The sequence below is a fragment of the Methylomonas sp. ZR1 genome (assembly GCF_013141865.1).
GTDB lineage: Bacteria > Pseudomonadota > Gammaproteobacteria > Methylococcales > Methylomonadaceae > Methylomonas.
In genome coordinates, this window is sequence record NZ_RCST01000001.1 from 4714724 (window position 1) to 4736162 (window position 21439).

General features: G+C 50.5%; 24 protein-coding genes and 1 tRNA gene. 20 read left to right on the plus strand and 5 right to left on the minus strand.

Features of this window, described 5'->3' with window-relative positions:
- Nucleotides 1-61: 61 nt before the first annotated feature.
- Nucleotides 62-349 carry a hypothetical protein gene (locus tag DDY07_RS21475; RefSeq protein WP_033157686.1) on the plus strand — a complete coding sequence of 96 codons (288 nt, stop codon included), beginning with the start codon at nucleotides 62-64 and terminating at the stop codon, nucleotides 347-349.
- Nucleotides 350-1081 carry a pteridine reductase gene (locus DDY07_RS21480; protein ID WP_171697375.1) on the plus strand — a complete coding sequence of 244 codons (732 nt, stop codon included), beginning with the start codon at nucleotides 350-352 and terminating at the stop codon, nucleotides 1079-1081.
- A 13-nt stretch (nucleotides 1082-1094) separates the two neighbouring features.
- Here the strand turns inward: DDY07_RS21480 and folK are convergent, their stop codons facing one another.
- Nucleotides 1095-1577, minus strand: coding sequence for a 2-amino-4-hydroxy-6-hydroxymethyldihydropteridine diphosphokinase (gene folK, locus DDY07_RS21485; protein WP_101054502.1), 483 nt, complete (start codon nucleotides 1575-1577; stop codon nucleotides 1095-1097).
- Nucleotides 1578-1579: 2 nt separating this feature from the next.
- On the minus strand, nucleotides 1580-1933 hold the full coding sequence (folB, locus tag DDY07_RS21490) for a dihydroneopterin aldolase (protein ID WP_033157689.1): 354 nt from the start codon (nucleotides 1931-1933) through the stop codon (nucleotides 1580-1582).
- An 89-nt stretch (nucleotides 1934-2022) separates the two neighbouring features.
- Here folB and plsY point away from each other — a divergent pair, with 89 nt between their 5' ends.
- Complete coding sequence (gene plsY, locus DDY07_RS21495; protein WP_171697376.1) at nucleotides 2023-2595, plus strand: glycerol-3-phosphate 1-O-acyltransferase PlsY; 573 nt, start codon at nucleotides 2023-2025, stop codon at nucleotides 2593-2595.
- Here plsY and tsaD read toward each other — a convergent pair whose 3' ends face one another.
- Nucleotides 2596-3606: a tRNA (adenosine(37)-N6)-threonylcarbamoyltransferase complex transferase subunit TsaD gene (gene tsaD, locus DDY07_RS21500; RefSeq protein WP_171697377.1), complete on the minus strand. Its 1011-nt coding sequence runs from the start codon at nucleotides 3604-3606 to the stop codon at nucleotides 2596-2598.
- Between the two features lie 104 nt (nucleotides 3607-3710).
- Here tsaD and rpsU point away from each other — a divergent pair, with 104 nt between their 5' ends.
- The 11 genes from rpsU (at nucleotide 3711) to DDY07_RS21555 (ending at nucleotide 14149) form a co-directional block, all read left to right on the plus strand.
- On the plus strand, nucleotides 3711-3944 hold the full coding sequence (gene rpsU / locus DDY07_RS21505) for a 30S ribosomal protein S21 (RefSeq protein ID WP_020483611.1): 234 nt from the start codon (nucleotides 3711-3713) through the stop codon (nucleotides 3942-3944).
- Between the two features lie 8 nt (nucleotides 3945-3952).
- On the plus strand, nucleotides 3953-4402 hold the full coding sequence (locus DDY07_RS21510) for a GatB/YqeY domain-containing protein (protein WP_033157692.1): 450 nt from the start codon (nucleotides 3953-3955) through the stop codon (nucleotides 4400-4402).
- A 15-nt stretch (nucleotides 4403-4417) separates the two neighbouring features.
- Nucleotides 4418-6157 (plus strand): DNA primase, encoded by a 1740-nt coding sequence (gene dnaG, locus DDY07_RS21515; RefSeq protein WP_171697378.1) that lies wholly within the window; start codon nucleotides 4418-4420, stop codon nucleotides 6155-6157.
- 76 nt (nucleotides 6158-6233) lie between these two features.
- Nucleotides 6234-8045: an RNA polymerase sigma factor RpoD gene (gene rpoD / locus DDY07_RS21520; RefSeq protein ID WP_171697379.1), complete on the plus strand. Its 1812-nt coding sequence runs from the start codon at nucleotides 6234-6236 to the stop codon at nucleotides 8043-8045.
- 33 nt (nucleotides 8046-8078) lie between these two features.
- Nucleotides 8079-8155: transfer RNA gene (locus DDY07_RS21525), tRNA-Ile, on the plus strand.
- Nucleotides 8156-8223: 68 nt separating this feature from the next.
- On the plus strand, nucleotides 8224-9384 hold the full coding sequence (gene metK, locus DDY07_RS21530) for a methionine adenosyltransferase (protein ID WP_171697380.1): 1161 nt from the start codon (nucleotides 8224-8226) through the stop codon (nucleotides 9382-9384).
- A gap of 19 nt (nucleotides 9385-9403) precedes the next feature.
- Nucleotides 9404-10696 (plus strand): adenosylhomocysteinase, encoded by a 1293-nt coding sequence (gene ahcY, locus DDY07_RS21535; RefSeq protein WP_171697381.1) that lies wholly within the window; start codon nucleotides 9404-9406, stop codon nucleotides 10694-10696.
- Nucleotides 10697-10750: 54 nt separating this feature from the next.
- Nucleotides 10751-12121, plus strand: coding sequence for an adenosylmethionine--8-amino-7-oxononanoate transaminase (locus DDY07_RS21540; RefSeq protein ID WP_171697382.1), 1371 nt, complete (start codon nucleotides 10751-10753; stop codon nucleotides 12119-12121).
- On the plus strand, nucleotides 12121-12849 hold the full coding sequence (locus DDY07_RS21545) for a 16S rRNA (uracil(1498)-N(3))-methyltransferase (protein ID WP_171697383.1): 729 nt from the start codon (nucleotides 12121-12123) through the stop codon (nucleotides 12847-12849). Before DDY07_RS21540 ends, DDY07_RS21545 begins: the two co-directional genes overlap by 1 nt.
- Nucleotides 12846-13742 (plus strand): CPBP family intramembrane glutamic endopeptidase, encoded by an 897-nt coding sequence (locus DDY07_RS21550; protein ID WP_171697384.1) that lies wholly within the window; start codon nucleotides 12846-12848, stop codon nucleotides 13740-13742. Before DDY07_RS21545 ends, DDY07_RS21550 begins: the two co-directional genes overlap by 4 nt.
- A gap of 101 nt (nucleotides 13743-13843) precedes the next feature.
- Nucleotides 13844-14149: a hypothetical protein gene (locus DDY07_RS21555; RefSeq protein ID WP_171697385.1), complete on the plus strand. Its 306-nt coding sequence runs from the start codon at nucleotides 13844-13846 to the stop codon at nucleotides 14147-14149.
- A 99-nt stretch (nucleotides 14150-14248) separates the two neighbouring features.
- Here the strand turns inward: DDY07_RS21555 and DDY07_RS21560 are convergent, their stop codons facing one another.
- A complete protein-coding gene (locus DDY07_RS21560) occupies nucleotides 14249-14554 on the minus strand; it encodes a TraR/DksA C4-type zinc finger protein (protein ID WP_171697386.1) in 306 nt (101 codons plus the stop codon).
- A gap of 222 nt (nucleotides 14555-14776) precedes the next feature.
- Here DDY07_RS21560 and atpD point away from each other — a divergent pair, with 222 nt between their 5' ends.
- The 6 genes from atpD to DDY07_RS21590 all read left to right on the plus strand — a co-directional run bounded on the left by atpD (nucleotide 14777) and on the right by DDY07_RS21590 (nucleotide 19118).
- Nucleotides 14777-16147, plus strand: a complete 1371-nt coding sequence (gene atpD, locus DDY07_RS21565) for a F0F1 ATP synthase subunit beta (protein WP_253734572.1) — start codon at nucleotides 14777-14779, stop codon at nucleotides 16145-16147.
- Complete coding sequence (locus DDY07_RS21570; RefSeq protein ID WP_171697387.1) at nucleotides 16144-16554, plus strand: F0F1 ATP synthase subunit epsilon; 411 nt, start codon at nucleotides 16144-16146, stop codon at nucleotides 16552-16554. The genes atpD and DDY07_RS21570 overlap by 4 nt, the downstream gene beginning before the upstream one ends.
- A 2-nt stretch (nucleotides 16555-16556) precedes the next feature.
- Nucleotides 16557-16832, plus strand: coding sequence for an AtpZ/AtpI family protein (locus DDY07_RS21575; RefSeq protein WP_033157702.1), 276 nt, complete (start codon nucleotides 16557-16559; stop codon nucleotides 16830-16832).
- 136 nt (nucleotides 16833-16968) lie between these two features.
- Nucleotides 16969-18048, plus strand: a complete 1080-nt coding sequence (locus DDY07_RS21580) for a lytic transglycosylase domain-containing protein (protein WP_253734573.1) — start codon at nucleotides 16969-16971, stop codon at nucleotides 18046-18048.
- Between the two features lie 111 nt (nucleotides 18049-18159).
- The gene (locus DDY07_RS21585) at nucleotides 18160-18849 is read left to right on the plus strand and encodes a F0F1 ATP synthase subunit A (protein ID WP_171697388.1); all 690 of its coding nucleotides are present in this window, start codon (nucleotides 18160-18162) and stop codon (nucleotides 18847-18849) included.
- 2 nt (nucleotides 18850-18851) lie between these two features.
- Complete coding sequence (locus DDY07_RS21590) at nucleotides 18852-19118, plus strand: F0F1 ATP synthase subunit C (protein ID WP_020483596.1); 267 nt, start codon at nucleotides 18852-18854, stop codon at nucleotides 19116-19118.
- A 34-nt stretch (nucleotides 19119-19152) separates the two neighbouring features.
- Here the strand turns inward: DDY07_RS21590 and DDY07_RS21595 are convergent, their stop codons facing one another.
- The gene (locus DDY07_RS21595; RefSeq protein WP_171697389.1) at nucleotides 19153-21261 is read right to left on the minus strand and encodes an acyltransferase family protein; all 2109 of its coding nucleotides are present in this window, start codon (nucleotides 21259-21261) and stop codon (nucleotides 19153-19155) included.
- Nucleotides 21262-21439: the final 178 nt, after the last annotated feature.

Here is a 21439-nt window from a genome sequence, read left to right on the forward strand (position 1 = left end):
ATTGGTTTACATTGCGTTACGGTTTAGTTTGCATATTAACAACAATAAAATGGGGGAGAAGATGTTATTTCTGGCTAAGTTATGCGGTATTTTGACCTTGGTTTGGTTTTATATGGCGGCGAAAAATCATGGCGGCCCGTTAATTAATTGGTCTGTGATCGGTCTGATAGGGTATTGGCTGACTTGGTGGTTATCTAAAATGCTGATTGTGGTGCCATTGGCCGGCATGGTAACCAAGCATTCGGTGACTGAGTTTTTACTTACCCAATTACCCGTATTCGTCGCATTGGCAGCTTGCTATCTGATTAGAAAAAAATTGATCGCCAGTTTGCCGGCCGCTGGGCAATAAATGCCCAAAAATGTGCTGATAACCGGTGCGGCAAGACGCATTGGTGCGGCGTGTGCCCGCTTACTGCACGGTGAGGGTTGTAATGTGATTTTGCATTACAACCGCTCCGATGCAGACGCTTTAGGTTTAGCTGCCGAGTTGAACGCCGTGCGAGCCGAATCGGCACGGGTATTAAGCGGCGATTTGTCGGTGTTTAGCAGCATCCAGAAGTTGGCCGAAAATGCAGTAGCTCAGTGGGATGGTGTCGATGTTTTGGTGAATAACGCGTCCTTGTTTCAATCCGTACCCTTTGGGCAAGTCACGGAACAGGACTGGGATTTGGCCATGGCTAGTAATCTGAAAGCGCCGTTTTTTTTGACACAAGCGTTGTGGTCGTCACTAAAAGTTAAACACGGCTGTGTAGTCAATATCGCCGATATTCACGCCGAGACAGGTTTGCCGGGCTTTCCGGTTTACAGCATGGCTAAAGCCGGTTTGGTGGCGATGACGCGGATATTGGCCAGGGAAATGGCGCCGGAAGTCCGCGTTAACGCGGTGGCTCCGGGCGCTATTTTATGGCCGGAGCAAGATGTAGATGAAGCGGAGCGAGTGGAAATCTTAAAAAAAATTGCCTTGCAGCGTCGCGGCGAAGCAGGCGATATTGCCAAAGCAGTAAGGTTTTTGGTTGGCAGCGCCGATTATATTACCGGTCAAGTACTGACGGTAGATGGTGGACGGACACTGTTTCGCTGAAGTTTACAGAGCGTTATTTCTCAAGTTTGGTTTGGCGTAAATCGCGTTTGTCGAAATCGTGCCACAGATCTTTGTAACAACGCTTGCTTATCGGGTGGGTGGCGTTTGGCGCAATTTCCGCTAAAGGCTCCAGTACGAAGGCATAGTGTTCTATTTCATCGCGCGGAATTTGCAGTCTGCCGTCACTGATGATTTGGTCGCCGTATAAAATCAAGTCCAAATCCAGAGTTCGGGCGGAGAATTTTTGACTTTCCCTGCTACGGCCGTGGTCCAGTTCAATTTGCTTCAGCAATTTGGCGACTTCTTTCGCGGATAACGCCGATTCGAATTGCACGACGAGGTTATGAAAGCTGTCGCCGACAAAGCCTACCGGCTCGCTTTCGAAGATACTGGAAATGGTCAGCTCTCCGAACAATTCGCGTAGCGTGAGCAGGCTGGCTGGAATGTGAATTTCCTTATCAATATTGCTGCCGATGCTGATATATCCGGTAGGCATGACTATCTTTCGCCACGTTCGATGATGATGCCGACGTCACGTGCGCGGCTAATGGCGCCTTTCTTGTTTAGGGTGATTTTTACCCAGGGAATCGCAAATTCGCTGCGTAAAATGCCGGCAATTTCTTCTATCAGCTTTTCCACTAAATAAAATTCGCTGTGCTCGACAAAGCTGACAACGCGATCCGAAACGGCTTTATAGTCCAGTGTGTGGGCAATATCGTCGCTGGCGGCGGCTTTTTGGATGTCAAAGCCCATTTCAATGTCCAGGATGATTTTTTGTTTAATCTTCCTTTCCCATTCGTAAATACCTATCACGGTATCGATTTCAAGCCCGCCTAAAAAGATGATGTCCATCGTTGCTTTCCGGTTATTATATTTCTTGAAGAGGCGGCAGTATCGAGTAAATGGCGCCGCTGTACAAGTATTGACGAGAGGTTGATTAAATGATGGATTGGTTGTTGGTGCCTTTGGCCTATTTAACAGGGTCGGTGTCTAGTGCAATTATCGTCTGTAAGATGATGGGTTTGGCGGATCCTCGGGAAAACGGCTCCGGTAATCCGGGGGCAACCAATGTTATGCGTATCGGCGGCAAAAAGGCTGCGGCGATTACTTTGCTCGGTGACGCTTTAAAAGGGCTATTACCAGTGTTGTTGGCGAAGGCGTTGGCTGTCGATAGTCTGGTGTTGTCCTTGGTCGTGTTTGCCGCTTTTTTGGGACACCTTTATCCGATTTTTTTTGAATTTAAAGGTGGCAAAGGGGTGGCAACGTCGCTGGGCGTGACGCTCGGCGTTGCTTGGCTGCTGGGGTTGGTGGTTGCTGCCACTTGGTTTGTCGTTTACAAAATGGGCAGAATTTCGTCGCTAGCTGCTTTGGTAGCTGCAACATTAACACCCCTTTATGTTTGGCTGATTGTCGGCGATGTCAAATTGATCATTACCTTTACCGTTATTTCTCTGATTTTGCTGTGGCGGCATAAAAGCAATATTCAGAGATTATTGGCTGGGCAAGAGTCTTGATCATAGGCTGATTAGCTGCTCCATTGGCCAGCGCGGACGGGCGAAAATTTCCAGGTTTTGGGTTTGCCCTGCCATTAAGCGTTGGCATCCCGCATAGGCAATCATCGCGCCGTTATCGGTACAGAATTCCGGACGGGGGAAGCGAATTTCCGCCCCTTCTTTTGCGGCCATCTGTTGTAATTGTTTCCGAATTTCGTGGTTGGCGCTCACGCCCCCAGCTACTACCAGTGTTTTTAACTGCGTCTGTTGTAACGCCCGTTTACATTTGATGCTTAGTGTTTCCGCGACGGCTTGTTGAAATGCGAAAGCGATATCCGCTTTGTCCTGCTCGGTTTGCTCGGTGGCATACAGCGCGTTCATTGTGAAGGTTTTCAGGCCGCTAAAACTAAATTCCAATCCTGGTCTGTCGGTCATCGGTCGGGGAAATTTAAAGCGATTTTGACCGTTGCGCGCTAACTCAGCCAATTTCGGGCCGCCGGGATAGTCCAGGCCTAATAGCTTTGCGGTTTTGTCGAACGCTTCGCCCGCGGCATCGTCCAGCGATTCTCCGAGTAAGCGGTATTCGCCAATCGCGCGGACTTCGATAAGCAGGGTATGGCCGCCTGAAATGAGTAACGCGACGAAAGGGTAGGCGGGCGGATTATCTTCCAGCATTGGCGCCAATAAATGTCCTTCCATATGATGCACAGCAATAGCCGGTATTTGCCAGGTCCAGGCCAGGCTTTGCGCGGTGGCGGCTCCGACTAGTAAGGATCCCATCAAACCGGGGCCGGCGGTATAGGCAATGCCCTCGATGTCCTTGGCTCTTAATTCGGCTTTTTTTAATACCGTTTTGATTAGCGGAACCAGTTTGCGGATATGGTCTCTTGAGGCTAGTTCAGGAACGACGCCGCCATACTCGGCGTGCGTGGCAATTTGGCTGTATAAGGTGTGCGCAATTAAGCCCTTACTGGGCTGATAGACGGCGACAGCCGTTTCGTCGCAAGAACTTTCTATGCCTAAAACATACATTAGTTTTTGAATTAAAGAATTTTATGAGTATAATCGGCCGTTTTCGGCGGGCTTGCTATCGCCGATAGCGTCAAAAGATACTAACATAAATCGGATTATTGATAATGCCATCAGTTAAAGTTAAAGAGAACGAACATTTTGACATCGCGATTCGTCGCTTCAAACGTGCGTGCGAAAAAGCCGGTGTATTGGCTGAAGTGCGCCGCCGCGAGTTTTATGAGAAGCCAACCACCGAGCGTAAACGCAAAGGTGCTGCGGCAGTTAAGCGTCATTTGAAAAAGCTGGCTCGTGAACGCTATGCGCTGAAAAATCTGCGTCGCGGTCGTCCACAAATTTAAGGCAGACAATGGATGCGTTAAAAAAGCGTATCACGGACGATATGAAAGCCGCGATGAAAGGCGGCGAAAAAGGCAGGCTGGGTGTAATCCGTATGATTTTGGCTGCTATCAAGCAGGTTGAAGTCGACGAGCGTATCGAGCTAAGTGATGAGCGAATCATCCTTGTGCTCGATAAAATGCTGAAGCAGCGGCGCGAGTCCATCAAGCAGTTCCGAGACGCTAGTCGCAACGATTTGGCCGAAATCGAGGAAGCTGAAGTGCTGGTTATTCAAGATTTTCTACCACAACCGCTCAGTGATGCTGAAATCGATGGTATGGTCGCCGACGCTATCGCTAAAGTGGGCGCCACATCGGTAAAGGACATGGGTGGTGTGATGGCTTTGCTTAAGCCGCAAATGCAAGGTAGAGCTGACATGGCGAATGTCAGTGCGAGAATCAAGGCCTGTTTTATCGCTTAATATCTTGTCGGTAAGATGTCCGGCAGGATACCTCGTCAGTTCATAGATGATCTTTTGGTGCGGGTCGATATTGTCGATCTAATCGATTCGCGCGTCCCTCTTAAAAAGTCCGGCAGCAATTTTACGGCGCGCTGCCCGTTCCATACCGAAAAAACTCCCAGCTTTTCAGTCAATCGCGGTCGGCAGATATATCATTGCTTCGGTTGCGGAGCCAGCGGTAATGCAATCGGCTTTTTGATGGAATTTAACCATCTGGGTTTTGTTGAGGCGGTCGAGGATTTGGCAGCCTTTGCCGGCGTGGATGTGCCTAGGGAGTTGATCGATGGCGAATCTGGGCGGCCGGATAAAAAAACTGTGTCGCACATTTACGAGGTGTTGGCGGGAGTTGCTGGGTTTTACGCCGAGCAATTGCGCGGAAATGCCGAGGGTAGGATCGCTGTAGATTATTTGAAAGCCCGTGGTGTCAGTGGTGAGGTGGCGCGGGATTTTTCTCTGGGGTATGCGCCAAATAAGTGGGACGCCCTGTTGGCGCGTTTCGATCAAGCGGATTTGATCGAGGCTGGTATGCTGGTGGTCAGGGATGATGGCAAGGTTTACGACCGCTTTCGCGGTAGATTGATGTTTCCGATCAGGGACAAACGGAAGCGAGTGGTGGGGTTTGGTGGCCGAGTATTGGATGATTCTTTGCCCAAATACCTGAATTCGCCGGAGACTGCGGTTTTTTCTAAAAGTAAGGAGCTTTATGGGCTTTGTGAGCTTTTAGAAAAGAATAGCAAGCCCGGTCGGATACTGGTGGTAGAGGGTTATATGGATGTGATTGCCCTGGCTCAGTTTGGTATTTCTAATGCGGTCGCTGCGCTGGGTACTGCAACTTCCAAAGCGCAAATCGATTTATTGTTCCGATTTGCCTCCGAATTGGTGTTTTGTTTCGATGGTGACAATGCCGGCAGGCAGGCGGCCTGGAAGGCTGCCGACGCTGCTTTGCCTTGTTTGCGTGATGGCAGACAAATCAAAATAATGCTGTTGCCGCAGGGGCAGGATCCGGATTCTCTGTTGCGAGCTGAAAATTCATCCGCATTTATGGAACGAATTGACAATGCGCAGGTCTTGTCGGATTACTTTTTCGAGAATATTGTCGGTCAATTGGAGTTGACAACCGTTGAGGGGCGGTCTCAGTTGCTGGCGACGGCAACGCCTTTGCTGGAAAAAGTTCCTGCCGGGTTTTTTAGGGAAATGATGTTTACCCGTTTGCAGGAGTTGTCCGGTTCCCGAATTGCCGTGGATGTTGTCGAAAATCAGGCTAGACTTAAGTCTAAATTTAATGTCGGCAAAAAAATCATTCCGTCGCCAAGAATCAGTTTGGCTCGCAAGGTCTTAGGGTTGTTGCTCCAACATCCGCATTTTGCAAGTTTGATTGAGCGTGAGGGGGTTATGCTCGACGATCTGAGTTTTGCCGGGGTAGAGTTATTAAGAGAGGTTTTGCAGCGGATCGCCCTTGAAAAGCCGGAAAACAGCGCCATCTTGTTGGAGTCTTTCCGAGGAACATCCCAGGAAAAAGCTGTAAAAGCTTTAGCTAGTTTAGATCTCGATGTACCGGTGGGCGGGGAAGAGTCCGAGTTTTGCGGTGCGTTGCGTCAGCTTTGTAAACAGGCCAAGGAAGCTATGCTAACCCGATTGATCGAAAAGGAGGGTCGAGAAGGCTTAATGATTGAAGAAAAAGAGATACTGCGGAAGCTTTTAAGGGATAAGGCCTAGGTGACCGCATTAATTTTTGCCGTTATAATTTCCTGTTCTGCGGCGCTTGGTGCTGAAAACGTATTGTGAGTAAAGAATGAATCAAGAACAACAGCAATCCCAACTGAAACAACTGATAGCAAAAGGCAAGGCGCAGGGTTATTTGACTTATGCGGAAGTCAACGACCATTTGCCTAGCGATATTATCGATCCCGAGCAAATCGACGATATTATCGGCATGATCAATGATATGGGGATTCAGGTTTATGAGGTGGCGCCGGATGACGATGACTCGCTGATAACCTCAGATGCCGTCGTTACTGCAGATGACGACGAGGAAGTGGCTGAAGTCGCAGCCTTGGCGTCTGTCGATAGCGAGTTCGGCCGAACCACCGATCCCGTGCGCTTATATATGCGTGAAATGGGTTCGGTTGAGTTATTGACTCGCGAGGAAGAATTAAAAATTGCGAAACGGATTGAGGAAGGGCAACGCCAAGTAGTGGGGGCCATTGCCCGATCCGGGTTTATTGTCGAAACTTTTATCGAAGCATTTGATTCCGTTCAGGTTGAAGACTCCGGCGTACGACTCAACGATTTGGTGTTGGGTTTTGTCGATCTCACTGAGGTTGAGGATATTGACGTCAGCGGTATCGAGATTGAAGAGCCTGCTGAGGATGCTGAAGAAGAGAGCAAAACCGTTGATTACGAAGAGGTTAAGCAAAAAGTCGAGTTGCTCAGAAAAGCTTTAAAAGCCGCGACGACCTCGGTTAAAAAACATGGTTACGGCCATGATAAAACCGAAAAACTGTTTGATGCGATAGACGAAATATTTTGCGAGTTTAAATGGACGCCGCAGTATTTGAAAAAAATGGTATCCATTTCTGAAGAGTTGATTTCAGCTATTCGCGAAGAAGAGCGTTTCATACTGGATGTTTGCGTCAAGAAAGCAAAAATGCCGCGTAAGGACTTTATCAATGCGTTTGCCGAGAATGAGGCTAACCTTGAGTGGTTGGATCAATTTATCGCTGCAAGGCCTAATTTTTCTGAGGTTTTCAGTAGTCACCGTGAGAATATTAGGGCTGCACAGCAGCGATTGGCCGATATCGAGTCTCGCTACGGCTTGAGCATTGCTGTTCTGAAAAGTATTTGTCGTAGCATCTCCTTAGGGGAAGCTAAAGCCAGGCGCGCTAAAAAGGAAATGATCGAAGCCAATTTGCGCTTGGTTATTTCTATTGCCAAAAAATACACCAATCGCGGCTTGCAGTTTCTGGATTTGATTCAGGAAGGCAATATTGGTCTGATGAAGGCTGTCGATAAATTTGAATATCGACGCGGTTACAAATTTTCTACCTACGCAACATGGTGGATCCGTCAGGCGATTACCCGTTCCATCGCTGATCAGGCCAGAACTATTCGTATTCCGGTACACATGATCGAAACCATTAACAAGCTGAATCGCGTCTCCAGACAGATTTTGCAGGAGCTGGGTCGCGAGGCTACACCGGAAGAATTGGCTGAGCGTATGGAAATGCCCGAGGACAAAATTCGCAAAGTGTTGAAGATTGCCAAAGAGCCGATTTCAATGGAAACACCGATTGGTGACGACGAAGATTCGCATTTGGGTGATTTTATTGAAGATTCCAAGATGCTTTCGCCGGTAGAGTCTGCTACAATCGCCGGCCTTCGCGAGTCCACTCAAAATGTATTGGCGGGCTTAACAGCTAGAGAGGCCAAGGTGCTCCGGATGCGTTTCGGTATCAACATGAATACCGACCATACACTGGAAGAGGTTGGCAAACAGTTTGACGTGACCCGTGAGCGGATTCGTCAGATCGAAGCAAAAGCGCTGCGGAAACTAAGGCATCCTTCCAGATCAGAGCAGTTAAGATGTTTTCTTGATGGCGAGTAAGGCGTTTTTAGTGTTCTTAAGCTAGATAATTAAGGGCCCTTAGCTCAGTTGGTTAGAGCTTCCGACTCATAATCGGCAGGTCGTAGGTTCAAGTCCTACAGGGCCCACCACAGATAACAGGCCGTTTGCGCGGCCTTTTTTTATACGCGCAAGTTTTAATTTTGGCGAGGGTGTAACCGTGAATAAAAACTACCTTTTTACCTCAGAGTCTGTTTCGGAAGGTCATCCGGACAAAGTTGCTGACCAAATTTCAGATGCTGTCGTTGATGCCTTGCTGGCTCAAGACCCTCGTTCCAGGGTAGCCTGCGAAACACTGGTCAAGACCGGTATGGTGGTTTTGGCCGGCGAAATTACCACCAATGCTTGGGTGGATACCGAAGAGTTGGTCAGAAAAGTAGTTTGCGAGATTGGTTACGACAACGGCGAAATCGGCTTTGACGGTAACAGCTGCGCGGTATTGAATGCCATTGGTAAACAGTCAGCCGACATCGCTATGGGTGTTGATGAATCCGAAAATCACGAACAAGGTGCCGGCGACCAAGGTTTAATGTTTGGTTATGCCAGCAACGAAACCGACGTGTTAATGCCGGCCCCTATTACCTACGCGCATCGTTTGGTTGAGAGACAAGCCTTGGTGCGGAAGAATAAAACCCTGACATGGCTGCGTCCGGATGCAAAAAGCCAGGTGACTTTCCGTTACGAAAACAACAAGCCGGTCGCCATTGATGCGGTCGTTCTATCTACCCAGCACTCCCCGGAAATAGGTGGTAAACAACTGGAAGAAGCGGTAATGGATGAAATCATCCTGCCGACCTTGCCGAAAGAGTGGCTGCACAAAGATACTAAGTATTTCATCAATCCTACCGGCCAGTTCATCATCGGCGGTCCCGTGGGCGACTGCGGCTTGACCGGCCGTAAAATCATCGTCGATACCTACGGTGGCATGGCTCGCCATGGTGGCGGCGCGTTTTCCGGTAAAGATCCGTCAAAAGTGGATAGATCCGCGGCCTATATGGGGCGCTATGTAGCAAAAAATATCGTTGCCGCCGGCTTGGCAGAGCGTTGCGAAATTCAGGTCTCCTACGCGATCGGCGTCGCTGAGCCTACTTCCATAAGCATCGAAACCTTCGGTACTGGCAAAATCGAAGAAGAACGCTTGGTGCAAATCGTGCGCGAGCACTTCGATTTGCGGCCGAAAGGCTTGATTGCCCAATTGGATTTATTAAAACCGATTTATCGTCCAACTGCCTCTTACGGCCATTTTGGTCGTAACGAAGCCAGCTTCAGCTGGGAAAAAACCGACAAAGCCGAAGCATTGAAAGATGCTGCGGGCATTTAATCCGGATCAGGAAAATATTATGAGCCAAGCCGATTACAAAGTTGCCGATTTAGCCCTAGCTGAATGGGGTCGTAAAGAAATTAATATCGCCGAAACCGAAATGCCGGGTTTGATGGCTTTGCGCGCCGAGTTCGGCTCTCAACAGCCACTGAAGGGCGCGCGTATCGCCGGTTGTTTGCATATGACCATTCAAACTGCGGTATTAATCGAAACACTGACGGCATTGGGTGCGGAAGTCCGCTGGTCCTCCTGCAATATTTTCTCCACTCAGGATCATGCAGCGGCTGCGATAGCCGCTGCCGGTATTCCTGTTTTTGCCTGGAAAGGTGAAACCGAGGCGGAAGCGGAATGGTGTATCGAACAAACCATTCTTGGCCCTGACGGCTGGCGTCCGAATATGATTCTGGACGATGGTGGCGACCTGACAACCATGATGCACAATAACTTCCCCGAATTGATGGCGGATGTGAAAGGCTTGTCCGAAGAAACTACCACCGGCGTGCTGCGTCTGACCGAAATGGTGGCGAAAGGTACGCTAAAAGTACCGGCATTCAATGTCAACGATTCGGTTACTAAATCCAAATTCGATAACCTTTACGGTTGCCGCGAGTCTTTGGTCGACGGTATCAAACGCGCTACTGACGTGATGGTGGCCGGCAAAATTGCCGTAGTCTGCGGTTATGGCGATGTAGGTAAAGGTTGCGCGCAATCTCTACGTGGATTGGGTGCAACTGTTCTGATTACCGAAATTGATCCGATCTGCGCATTACAGGCAGCAATGGAAGGTTATCGTGTAGTAACAATGGACGAAGCGGCGCCTATTGCCAACATCTTTGTTACGGCTACGGGCAACGTCGGGGTCATTACTCACGATCACATGAAAGCGATGCGTGATCAGGCTATCGTCTGCAATATCGGCCATTTCGATTCGGAAATCGATATTGCGTCCTTACGCCACTACACCTGGGAAAACATCAAGCCGCAGGTCGATCATGTGATCTTCCCTGATGGTAAGCGCATTATCGTGTTGGCAGAAGGTCGTCTGGTGAATTTGGGCTGCGCTACTGGTCATCCTAGCTTCGTCATGTCCAACTCGTTTTGTAACCAAGTATTGGCGCAGATCGAGCTTTGGACCAACGCATCCAGCTATGAAAACAAAGTTTACGTATTGCCGAAGAAACTTGACGAGAAAGTCGCGCGTTCGCATTTGGCGCAAATCGGCGTAAAACTAACCGAACTGACCAAAGAACAGGCGGCGTATATTAATGTACCGGTGGAAGGTCCTTACAAACCGGATCATTATCGTTATTAAGGCTCAGATCAATCTAACCGGAAAGGGGGCGCAAGCCCCTTTTTTATGCAAGCTATGAATAATCAAACTATCGCTCAGCGCGATCTTGCCGTGCTCTGGCACCCGTGTAGTCAGATGAAAGACCACGATGCTCGGGCATCTGCGGCGGATGCGTTGCCGTTGATTCCGATTAAATCGGGCCAAGGCGTCTGGCTGGAAGATTTCGACGGTAATCGCTATCTGGACGCAGTCAGTTCCTGGTGGGTCAATCTATTCGGTCACGCCAATCCCATTATCAATCAAGCGCTTCGTGATCAGCTTGAGACGCTTGAGCATGTCATCCTCGGTGGATTTACCCATGAGGCGGCGTTAACACTGGCGGAAAAGTTGGTGGAAATTACGCCGCCGGGTTTGGATAAGTGCTTCTACGCGGATAACGGTTCATCGGCGGTCGAAATTGCGTTAAAGATGAGTTTTCATTATTGGCGCAATCTCGGACAAACGCAAAAAACCAAATTCATCACACTGGAAAACAGCTATCACGGCGAAACCCTGGGGGCTTTGGCGGTTGGCAACGTGGCTTTATACAAGGACACCTACGCGCCGTTGTTGATGGATGTGATCACGGTAGCTGGACCCGATTGCTACTATCGCGAAGATGGCGAAAGTTGGGAAGCCTATTCCACCCGCCGTTTCGCGGCCATGGAGCAAGCCTTGGCGCGACACGCTGATGAAGTTTGTGCGGTAATTATCGAACCGCTGGTGCAGTGCGCCGGCAGTATGCGCATGTATCATCCGGTGTACCTAAAATTACTACGTGAAGCGTGCGACAAATACCAAGTACATTTGATCGCCGACGAAATTGCCGTGGGCTTTGGCCGTACCGGCACCTTATTTGCCTGCGAACAAGCGGCAATCAGCCCGGATTTTATTTGCCTATCCAAAGGGCTGACCGGCGGTTATTTACCCTTGTCTGCGGTCTTGACCAGCAATCAGGTCTATCAAGCTTTTTACGACGACTATCAGAATCTCACTGCTTTTTTACACTCGCATAGCTATACCGGCAACGCATTGGGTTGCCGGGCGGCTTTGGCGACGCTGGGGATATTTGAGCAGCAAAATGTGATTGCCAACAATCGCTATTTGGCGGGACTAATGACTAAAGCCGTAGAGCGATTTAAGGAGCATCCCAACGTTGCGGAAGTTCGGCAAACCGGCATGATCGTCGCTATCGAAATGGTCAAAAATAAGCATACGCGCGAGGCCTATCCTTGGCAGCAACGGCGCGGATTGGCCGTTTATCGCTATGCTTTGAGTCGGGGCGTGTTGCTGCGGCCCTTGGGGAATGTGATTTATTTTATGCCGCCTTATGTGATCAACGAGCAGGAGATACAACTGATGGCAGACGTGGCCTGGCAGGGCATCCAACTGGCGGTGCAGGACTAATGCGAGTGTCGCGCTTATATGTTGCTGAGTCGCTCAATGTGGGCGGACGTGTCGAATTGGATGACGATGCGGCCCATTACGTGCGCAGTGTGCTGCGCTTAAAGCAGGATCAGAGCATCGTGCTGTTTAACGGCCACGGCGGAGAATATCTGGGCCGTTTCTCTGAGGTCAGCCGTAAGACCGTGCGGGTAGAAATCGAGCAGTTCGTTGATCGTAACGTCGAATCGCCGCTGGCGATCAATTTGGGTTTGGGTATTTCTCGCGGTGACCGGATGGACTGGGCGGTACAAAAAGCCGTCGAACTGGGTGTCACCTGCTTAACGCCCTTGGCAACCGAGCGTTGCGTGATCAAATTCAACGACGATAAAAAGCAGCAACGTTTACAGCATTGGCAGCATATTGTCCAGCACGCGGCCGAACAATCCGGAAGAACTTATTGTCCGCCAATTGGCGAGATAACGAATTTAGCTGATTGGGTTGCCAGCCAGCAAGGCTTAAGAGTGTTTCTCGATCCCTATGCCGAGCAATCCCTGGCGGACCTAAAGCCGGAAAATCCCTGTGTTACCTTGCTCTCCGGACCGGAAGGAGGATTTAGCGAGCAAGAACGACAAGCTGCCAAGGCGGCAGGATTCGTTCCGGTGCGGATGGGTGCCCGGATCTTGCGTACCGAGACCGCGGTGTTATCGGCATTGACCGCTGTGCAAACCTTATGGGGAGATTTTCGTTGATCCGCTGGATTGTCTATGCGTTGCTGCCGTTGCTTATATTGGTCATTGCCGCCACGACTGCGAGCATGCTGGGGTACGGTTTGCTGTGGCTTGCCGGCGATATTTTACCGTTGGCAAAAGTTATCAGCAAAATTACCTTGGTGCTGTTGCTGCTGAGTATTTTTCCGTTAAAGAACTATCTGCAATTCAGTTGGGCCGATTTGGGATTTGCGCCCAAAGCGATATTTTTCAAACAAATGCGCCAAGGTCTGGCCTTGGGCTTATTGACCTTGCTGCCGGTGCTGTTGACGCTGTATTGGCTGGATGTTCATATCTGGGACGATACCCGGCATTGGACGGTGGGCAAAATAGCGGAAAAAATCGGATTGGGTTTGTTTTTTGCGATGCTGATTGCGGTCGGCGAAGAAATGCTATTTCGCGGCCTGCTGCTGGGGGCTTTAGGCCGGAAAATGTCAATGATGGCAGCCGTGACCATCAGCTCCATCTACTATGCGGCGCTACATTTTTTAAAAAGTAAGTCGCAACTGGTTTACGCCGATTTAACGCCGGGCAGTGGTTTAAAATTAATGGCGGAAGCGTTTGCCAACTGGTTGAATCCGCAGATAATCAGCGCCTTGCTGGCTTTATTTGTGGTTGGCTTATTTTTAGCAATCCTCAGAAGTCGGGTGCCGCAAAGCCTGGGTCTATGTATCGGTTGTCACGCCGCGTGGGTCTGGCAGATTAAAGTGAGCAGAGATTTGTTCAACGTTAATTTGCAAGCCGATTCACTGTTTCTGGTCAACACCTATTACGACGGTGTGGTGGGCCCTTTGGTCAGTAGCTGGTTGGTATTCGCGCTAATTGTTTATGGGGTGTGGACCCAGTGGCCTGCTAAAGCCGCACGCGGCAATTAGATCAAAACGCCATACCAACTTGAAAAAATGATTGCCAGATACCATGGTGTTTTGCAATATTTCTCTCCATCATTTCCAGTGCATCATAAGAGGACATATTTATGCGCAGAGACAGACCGAATACTTCCGTTCTTCTGTTAACTTTACTGGTCGCCGGTTGTGCTAGCGAGCCAGCCGCCCCGACCAAGCAGGCGGACAAAATTCTGTCCGGTGAACAAATGTTGCGGGATAGTCAGGGCATTGCGCAGTTGGGTAGCCGTTGGCAGGAAGGTAAGCAAATGGTCGAACGCGGACAAGTGATACAACGTGAGGGTCAGATAAAGATTGACGAAGGCCGCAATCTGGTTGAGGAAGGCCAAAAAATCATGCGTGAAAGTGAAGAAGGTTATAAAAACATAAAACAGTAGGCAACCCGTATACCGTTACAGGATGCTTTTTATAAAGTTTAGCGATGATAGGGGTTTAAGTCCGGTGGCTACCAGCGTTTTGCTACCGGATTGAAGCGGTTAGGCCGCGTTGCTGTCTTGAGTCTTTGGGGTTTGCGGCACTAAGGTTAAGACGGTTTTGGATATTTTAACGCCTGAGTGATGGATATCCCGATATTCCAGCTGCGTGTTGTAGCAAAAAGCGCATAGCGAAGCATTTGGCAGAAATTGCAATTCGTCTGGCGGAATTTCATCCCCGCACCTTGAGCAAAAGCTTAACTGCGTTGCCTTTGGTTTCATGTTTCCCCCTCTTTCCCGTAAAAATCGCTGCTGAGGATAAACGGAATATTTCTTGCCTTCTGTTGGAACGCCGGCATTTTTCAACACTCCGTTGTTAGGGCAATGTGATAAAGTCCAAAGTTCCTGAACTAACCCCGTGTACCGGCGCTAATCGGTGCTTGCGACATAGTGCAAATATGCGAAATATCTAATGCGATTATCCAAGCACTGACGATTCCGTAGCAAGCTTTTTTCGCTGTGGGGCGCAAGAATTTTAAAAATATGCTACTCCAAGTGCTTTAGGGGGATTATGCGTCGGAGCAAGCAGCTATGACAGATGAGATGAAGCAGGTGGGCCGGATTGAGGCCGCGCAGGGGCCGGTGGTCGATGTGCGTTGCGAATATCTGCCGCCAATCGGTCAGGCGCTTGATGTTGTGAACGGTGGCGGTCGCTATGTGCTGGTCGTGTTTCAGCATCTGGAGCCTACGCTGATTCGGGCGATTGCTTTGCATTCGGTTTCGGGCTTATTTCGCGGCATGCCGGTGTTTGATCGTGGCGACGCTTTAAATGTGCCGGTCGATCCCAGTTGTTTGGGGCGCATACTTAATGTGTTCGGCGATCCGCTTGATGGCGGCCAGCCTTTACCTAACATTAATTTCCGCAATATTCTCTCCTCTCCGCCCTTACTGTCCGATACGCTGCCTGCCTCGCAAATCTTGGAAACCGGCATCAAGGTCATCGACCTGCTTTGCCCGTTCGTGCGTGGCGGTAAAACCGGCTTGTTTGGCGGTGCCGGCGTCGGCAAAACCGTGCTGATGATGGAGTTCATGCACGCGGTGAGTGTGGCGATGCAAGGTGTATCGGTTTACGCCGGCGTTGGCGAACGCATGCGCGAAGGCCACGAACTCTGGCATGAAATGGCCGATGCCGGCGTATTACCCAAAGCACTGCTGGTCTACGGGCAAATGGACGAGTCACCCGGCGTGCGCTTTCATGTCGGTTACACCGCCTTGGCCTATGCCGAGTATTTGCGCGACACGCTGGATACCGAAGTGTTGTTTTTGATGGACAATATTTTTCGCTTCGTCCAGGCCGGTAGCGAAATTTCCGGTTTGCTGGGGCGGATGCCCGCCACGGTCGGCTATCAACCCACTCTACTGACCGAAGTTGCGTCGCTGGAAGAACGTATCGTCTCCACCAAATCCGGCTCCATCACCTCGGTGCAGGCTGTGTATGTGCCGGCCGATGACATGTCTGATCCGGCAGTGGCGACCATCCTTGGGCATCTGGATAGCGTGGTCATCTTATCGCGGCAACAGGCCGCCAAAGGAATATATCCGGCCATCGATCCTTTACGCTCCAGCAGCCGGATCATGGATCACCATATCCTGGGCGACCGGCACTACCAGGTGGCGCGTGCCGTGCGCGAGCATTTGTCGCGCTATCGAGAATTGGAAGATATTATCGCCATGCTCGGTATCGAAGAGCTCTCCCAAGAGGACCGCCGCATCGTCGAACGGGCGCGCCGCTTGCAACGCTATCTGACTCAACCGTTTACCACCGTTGCCGACCATACCGGCATGCCGGGCGTGCGCGTGCCGCTGGCGCAAACTATTGCCGACTGCGAAGCATTCATGGACGGCCAATATGACCAGCTCAGCGAAGCCGATTGCTATATGAAAGGCGCAATGTCGGCATGAACGGGTTTGCGTTAACTTTGCTGGATAGTCGTGGCGCCGAGCATTTCGATACCGTTACTCAGTTTATCGGTGCCGATACCGACGGCAGTTTCGGGATTTTGGCGGGGCATATTCACTGCGTGGCTTTGTTGAGATACGGGCTGGCCCGTTTCTGCGATCAAGCCGATGTCTGGCATTATTTGGCCTTGCCCAGCGGCGTGCTGCGCTTTGCCGACAATCAACTGACTGTGACGACGGTGCGCTATTTTCTCGGCAAAGACCGCGATAGCATCTGCGAACGACTCGCCGCGGAAATGGCCCAGGCCGATTCAGAAGTACATACCGCGCGGGCGACGTTGTCGGAAATTGAACATTCTTTGGTGCGGCGCCTAGCCGAATTGAGTAGTCGCGGATCAGCGGGAATATAGCCATGAGTTTTCGCAACAAATTAATCGAACACACCCGCCGCGATCTGCGCCGCTTGGAAGATAAAACCCGCCGCCCGGCGACTTGGGTAGGCATGTTGTTTTATGGCGGTACGCTGGGTTTGTTGTTTGTAGTGCCTATCGTCGCCGGTGCGTATTTGGGGCGGTGGTTGGATACATTGGCCACCGGTTATTCGGTGCGCTGGACTGTCAGTTTGATCGTGTTGGGTATTGGGGTTGGCGCTTATAATGTTTTTCGATTTTTGCAGGAAAAAAGCTGATTTTTTTCGGATTTATTCTTCACGAAAATTCGAAATGAGCGCTATTATTTGTTGAAAATACACGAGGAATATTTTACGGCTCTTCGGCGTAGCAAACTTTACATCGATCAACGTTGCACTCAATAACCAGACTAAAATGAAACCACCCTTGCTGCGTTTAGCTCTTCCCTTATTAGCCTTATTTTTATTAAATGCTTGCACCAGCAGTTCGCCGGTAAAGCGAGAGAAAATGGCGTCGGTAAGGCCGAATATCGTCCAACAGCGACCGTCTTATCAACCGCAACCGACGCCGTATAAACCGGCGTTTTATACAGGGACTTTCCCAAAACCGGCAGCGTTGGAGCCGGCCGTGGATTTCTGGCGAAAAACCTATGCGGTCTGGCAGCGTTCCGAAGTGGCTTTTCATGACGACCGTTATTTGGATGTCGTCTACGAAGTGATGACCTTACCGGGCTATGTCGCGGAAGGCCTGACGGCAGAACAAAAAGACATGATCAGCCAGCGCCGCGAGTATTGGAAAGCCCAATTGGCGGAATTGGAAAGTAAAGTGCGTTACGGCGCGGCGTTGAATGCCAACGACCGGCAATTGATCGCCAAACTGGAAAATAACGGCAGATCGCTCAATAGCGTATTGCCTGGACTTAGCGACAGATTGCGTTCGCAACGCGGTACTCGCGAGCGTTTTAAACGCGGCTTGGAGATCAGCGGTCGCTATGATTTGCAGTTTAGAAAAACCTTCCGCGATGCCGGCTTGCCTGAGGACTTGGCTTATCTGCCGCACGTAGAGTCCTCGTTTCAACCGTCCGCCAAATCCTCCGCCGGCGCGGTCGGTATGTGGCAATTTACCAAGGCTGCCGCCAAAACCTTCATGCCCGGCGGTGATCGCGTCGATCAACGTTACGATCCTTTCGTGTCCGCCAACGGCGCGGCCCGGTATCTGAGTTACGCTTACGGTAAGCTTGGTGATTGGCCGGCGGCGGTAACTTCATACAACCACGGCATCGGCGGGATGAAGCGTGCCCAAAACCAAGTCGGCAGTGACTTCGTGCGTATCGTAGATACCTATGACGGTCCGGCCTTCGGTTTCGCCTCCCGTAACTACTATGCGCAATTCCTGGCCGCCCGCGAAATTGCTTCCAACCCCGAGCAGTTTTTCCGGGAAGGCGTCCGCTACGAAAGTCCGTTGGCTCCCGGTCAATACTTGGCCGTTGAATAAATCAGCGCTTAAAGCTTATTCCAGCGAGGCTGTCGTAAAGGGTAGGCTAGGCTGAACGCAATGAAGCCCAACCTACATTGCTGTTCTGTTTGTTTAATTCGAGGTGCGGACATGAATAACGCCGAGTCGGCAGCCGATACTGTTTTTCAACTCGGCCCACTGGCGATCAGTAACACGGTCGTGACTACCTGGGGCGTGATGCTGGTTTTTATGGTGTTAATCTTGTCGCTGCGCTTCAGTAGCCAGTCATCCCCATTGCATAACTTACTCGAAGCGGTAGTCGTGGCCATAGAAGGTGCAATTGCCGAAGTGTTACCGGCAGCATCGGTACGGCGGGTGCTGCCGTTCGTGGCCAGCTTGTGGCTGTTTGTGTTGGTGGCTAATCTGGTGGGTTTAATTCCGGAACTCCACGCGCCCACCCGCGACTTGTCCGCTACCGGCGCATTGGCGGTGCTGGTGTTCGGGTCTACTCACTGGTTCGGGATTCGCGACTGCGGCTGGCGTCAGCATTTTCGCCATTACGCCGAACCCAGTATCATCCTGTTACCGTTTCACATCATCAGCGAATTTACCCGCACCCTGGCTTTAGCCATCCGCCTATTCGGCAACATCATGAGTCTGGAAATGGCGGCCTTGCTGGTATTGTTGATTGCCGGCTTTCTGGTGCCGGTGCCATTATTGATGCTGCATGTAATCGAAGCGGTGGTGCAGGCCTATATCTTTGGTATGCTGGCGCTAATCTACATCGCCGGTGCGTTGGAACCTGGCGAATCCGATACATTCGCCATTCCCGAGGAATAGCCATGAATGACATCCATTTATTCAGCATGATTTCCACCGGCGTGGCCGGTCTGGTCATTGCTCTCGGCACTATGTTGCCGGCTCTGGCAATGGGCAAAGCCATCGCCGCCGCGCTAGAAGCTCTGGCTCGCCAGCCGGAAGCCGAGAAAACCATCACCCGAACCTTATTTATTGGTTTGGCGATGATAGAGTCTTTGGCGATTTATTGTTTGGTGGTGGCCCTGATTGTGTTGTTTAGAAATCCGCTGCTTGAATATTTTTTAAAATAACTCAACCCAGTTTGCTATATGGCGCTCCAATCGTTTACTTGGACTCTTTGTCCAACCATTCGGTAAATTTGTCGAAAATAAATTTACTGCCGCGCATGGAAAGATGATCGTCATCGTAAAAATAAGACATGTCATCGTGCATGCCGCCGCAAGTTGATTCATCGCATAAATATTCGTAGGCGGGAAAAATCTTAATCTGCTTATGCGTGGCGGCATTGATAGCATCGACCGCTCTTCTATAGTTTATATTCCGCTCTTCAAAAGACTTTCTGGAAACATCGCACTCGGGCAGGGCTCTTTCGGTAATGCGCACTGGGCGCTCGTCCACACAGTTTTTAGCGCTTACACCAATTTCCGGTACGTCTTCAATAAAAACCACCGCTTTGCCCAGCTTTAAAATCTCATTGATGGTTGCGACATAGCCGGAAACAAACTGGTTGTAATTTTCCGTCAATACATCATCCGGACTTTTAATAATCCGATAGACGTTTTTCGTTTCCGTATTGCCGAACCCGGAGCCTTCAATATACATCGCACCTCTGGTCGCAAACACCACTCGCTGAATTGACGGGAATTCCTTCAGCAGCTTCAGTACGATGGGAACGACCACCCGGCATCTTGTCGACTTTTCTGCAAATTCTTCCGTCGGATTAATACTCACCAGATCGATAAATGGTAGGCAGCCATTCACACCTACCAATGCCAGATCGTTCGAGCCCTTGGAAATGGAATCGTAGACAAATTGCGCGGCGTGACTGTCGCCGACTACCAGCGTTTTTGGGGTGGCGGTGGTAAAGCGGCACATCAAATAATTGTAACTGGCCCCTCCCAATACCCCCTTACAGCGCTCATCGACCCAGTCCTCCGGCGTGTTGTAGAGTACTGTGCCGTTCACATCGGCATACATCTTGGTTTTGGTCTGCGCATCGGCTTTACGAAACTCCAGGCCATCCCGAGAATATGAAGCGTAGCCGACATAGCCGATACCGAGCATCAACAGTAGCAGTACCGCCGTCTTGGCTCTGCTGTGACTGCCCAAACGTATCGGTTTTTCCACCAGTTTGTAGGTCAGCCAAGCCAATGCCACAGCCAACAACACCGCAATGGCGCGGATATTCATACTGGGCACGTCGGTCTCGATGATTTGCGCAAAAGACAGCAAAGGCCAGTGCCACAAATACAATGGAAAACTGATCAAGCCGAACCATACCGCCAGCGGGTGGGATAAAACGATGCGATTAACCCAGGCATTCGGCCCGGCCGATATGATCATGACCGCAGCCAACATCGGGATTACCGCCCATCGGCCAGGGAAATTGAGATCTTTATTGATGATGAAAAAACCGAAGGCCAGCAGCAGCATGCCCAGAATGGAAAGCGCGTTGGCCAGCGTTTTGCCGTCGGCGGCGTGAGAGTTTCGATAAACCGCGCCAGCCAGCCAGCCGTCGAGCTTGAGCTTGATAGCAGAGAACGAGTCCTTCTTGTAGAGCGTCATCCAGGCCAGCAAACTACCGCATAACAGTTCCCAAAACCGGGTTTGCGGCGAGTAAAACGTCGCGACAGGATGGGCGATGACGCCTGTGATATTCAGGCTGAATGAGACGACGGCAATCAGAACCGTAATGGTCAACAGATTGAAGTTCCGCTCCCAGGCAAACCAAAGCAACAAGGGCCAGACGATGTAAAACTGTTCCTCAATGCCCAAGCTCCAAAGATGCAGCAAGGGTTTAGTCTCGCCGGAGTTGTCGAAATAGCCGGCCTCGCTCCACAACACAATGTTGGAAACGAATCCCGCGCCGGCGGCAATATGCTTGCTCAACTGCTTGTACTCGTCGGCAAACAGCGCGAACCAACCGAAGACGTAACAGGCGACTAACACCAGAATCAGTGCCGGGAAGATCCGCTTAACCCTGCGGGCATAAAACTCGGTGAAGCTGAAAGTACCCTTTTCCAGGTTCTGAAAAATGATGGTGGAGATGAGATAACCTGAAATCACAAAGAAAATGTCTACACCTATAAATCCACCTTGCAAGCTCTTGGGAAAGGCGTGAAAGGCGATAACCGAGAGAACGGCAATGGCTCTCAAGCCGTCAATATCGGGCCGATACTTGGGGTGTGACAGATGTTCTTGCAAAGAGGTCATAGGGTAACGAAATGCTGAGTTGGTTCGGGCTTCCCGTCTTATTTGCCCTGGCTTAGGTGGTCGGGCAGGCTCGAATCCGGAAAGTCGGGCGGTATTCTAAGCCGTAAGTATTCGAGCCTCAAGACGTGCCTAAATGGCAAGCTACGCGGGCTAAATTTTCAGACATCAAAGCCATTGC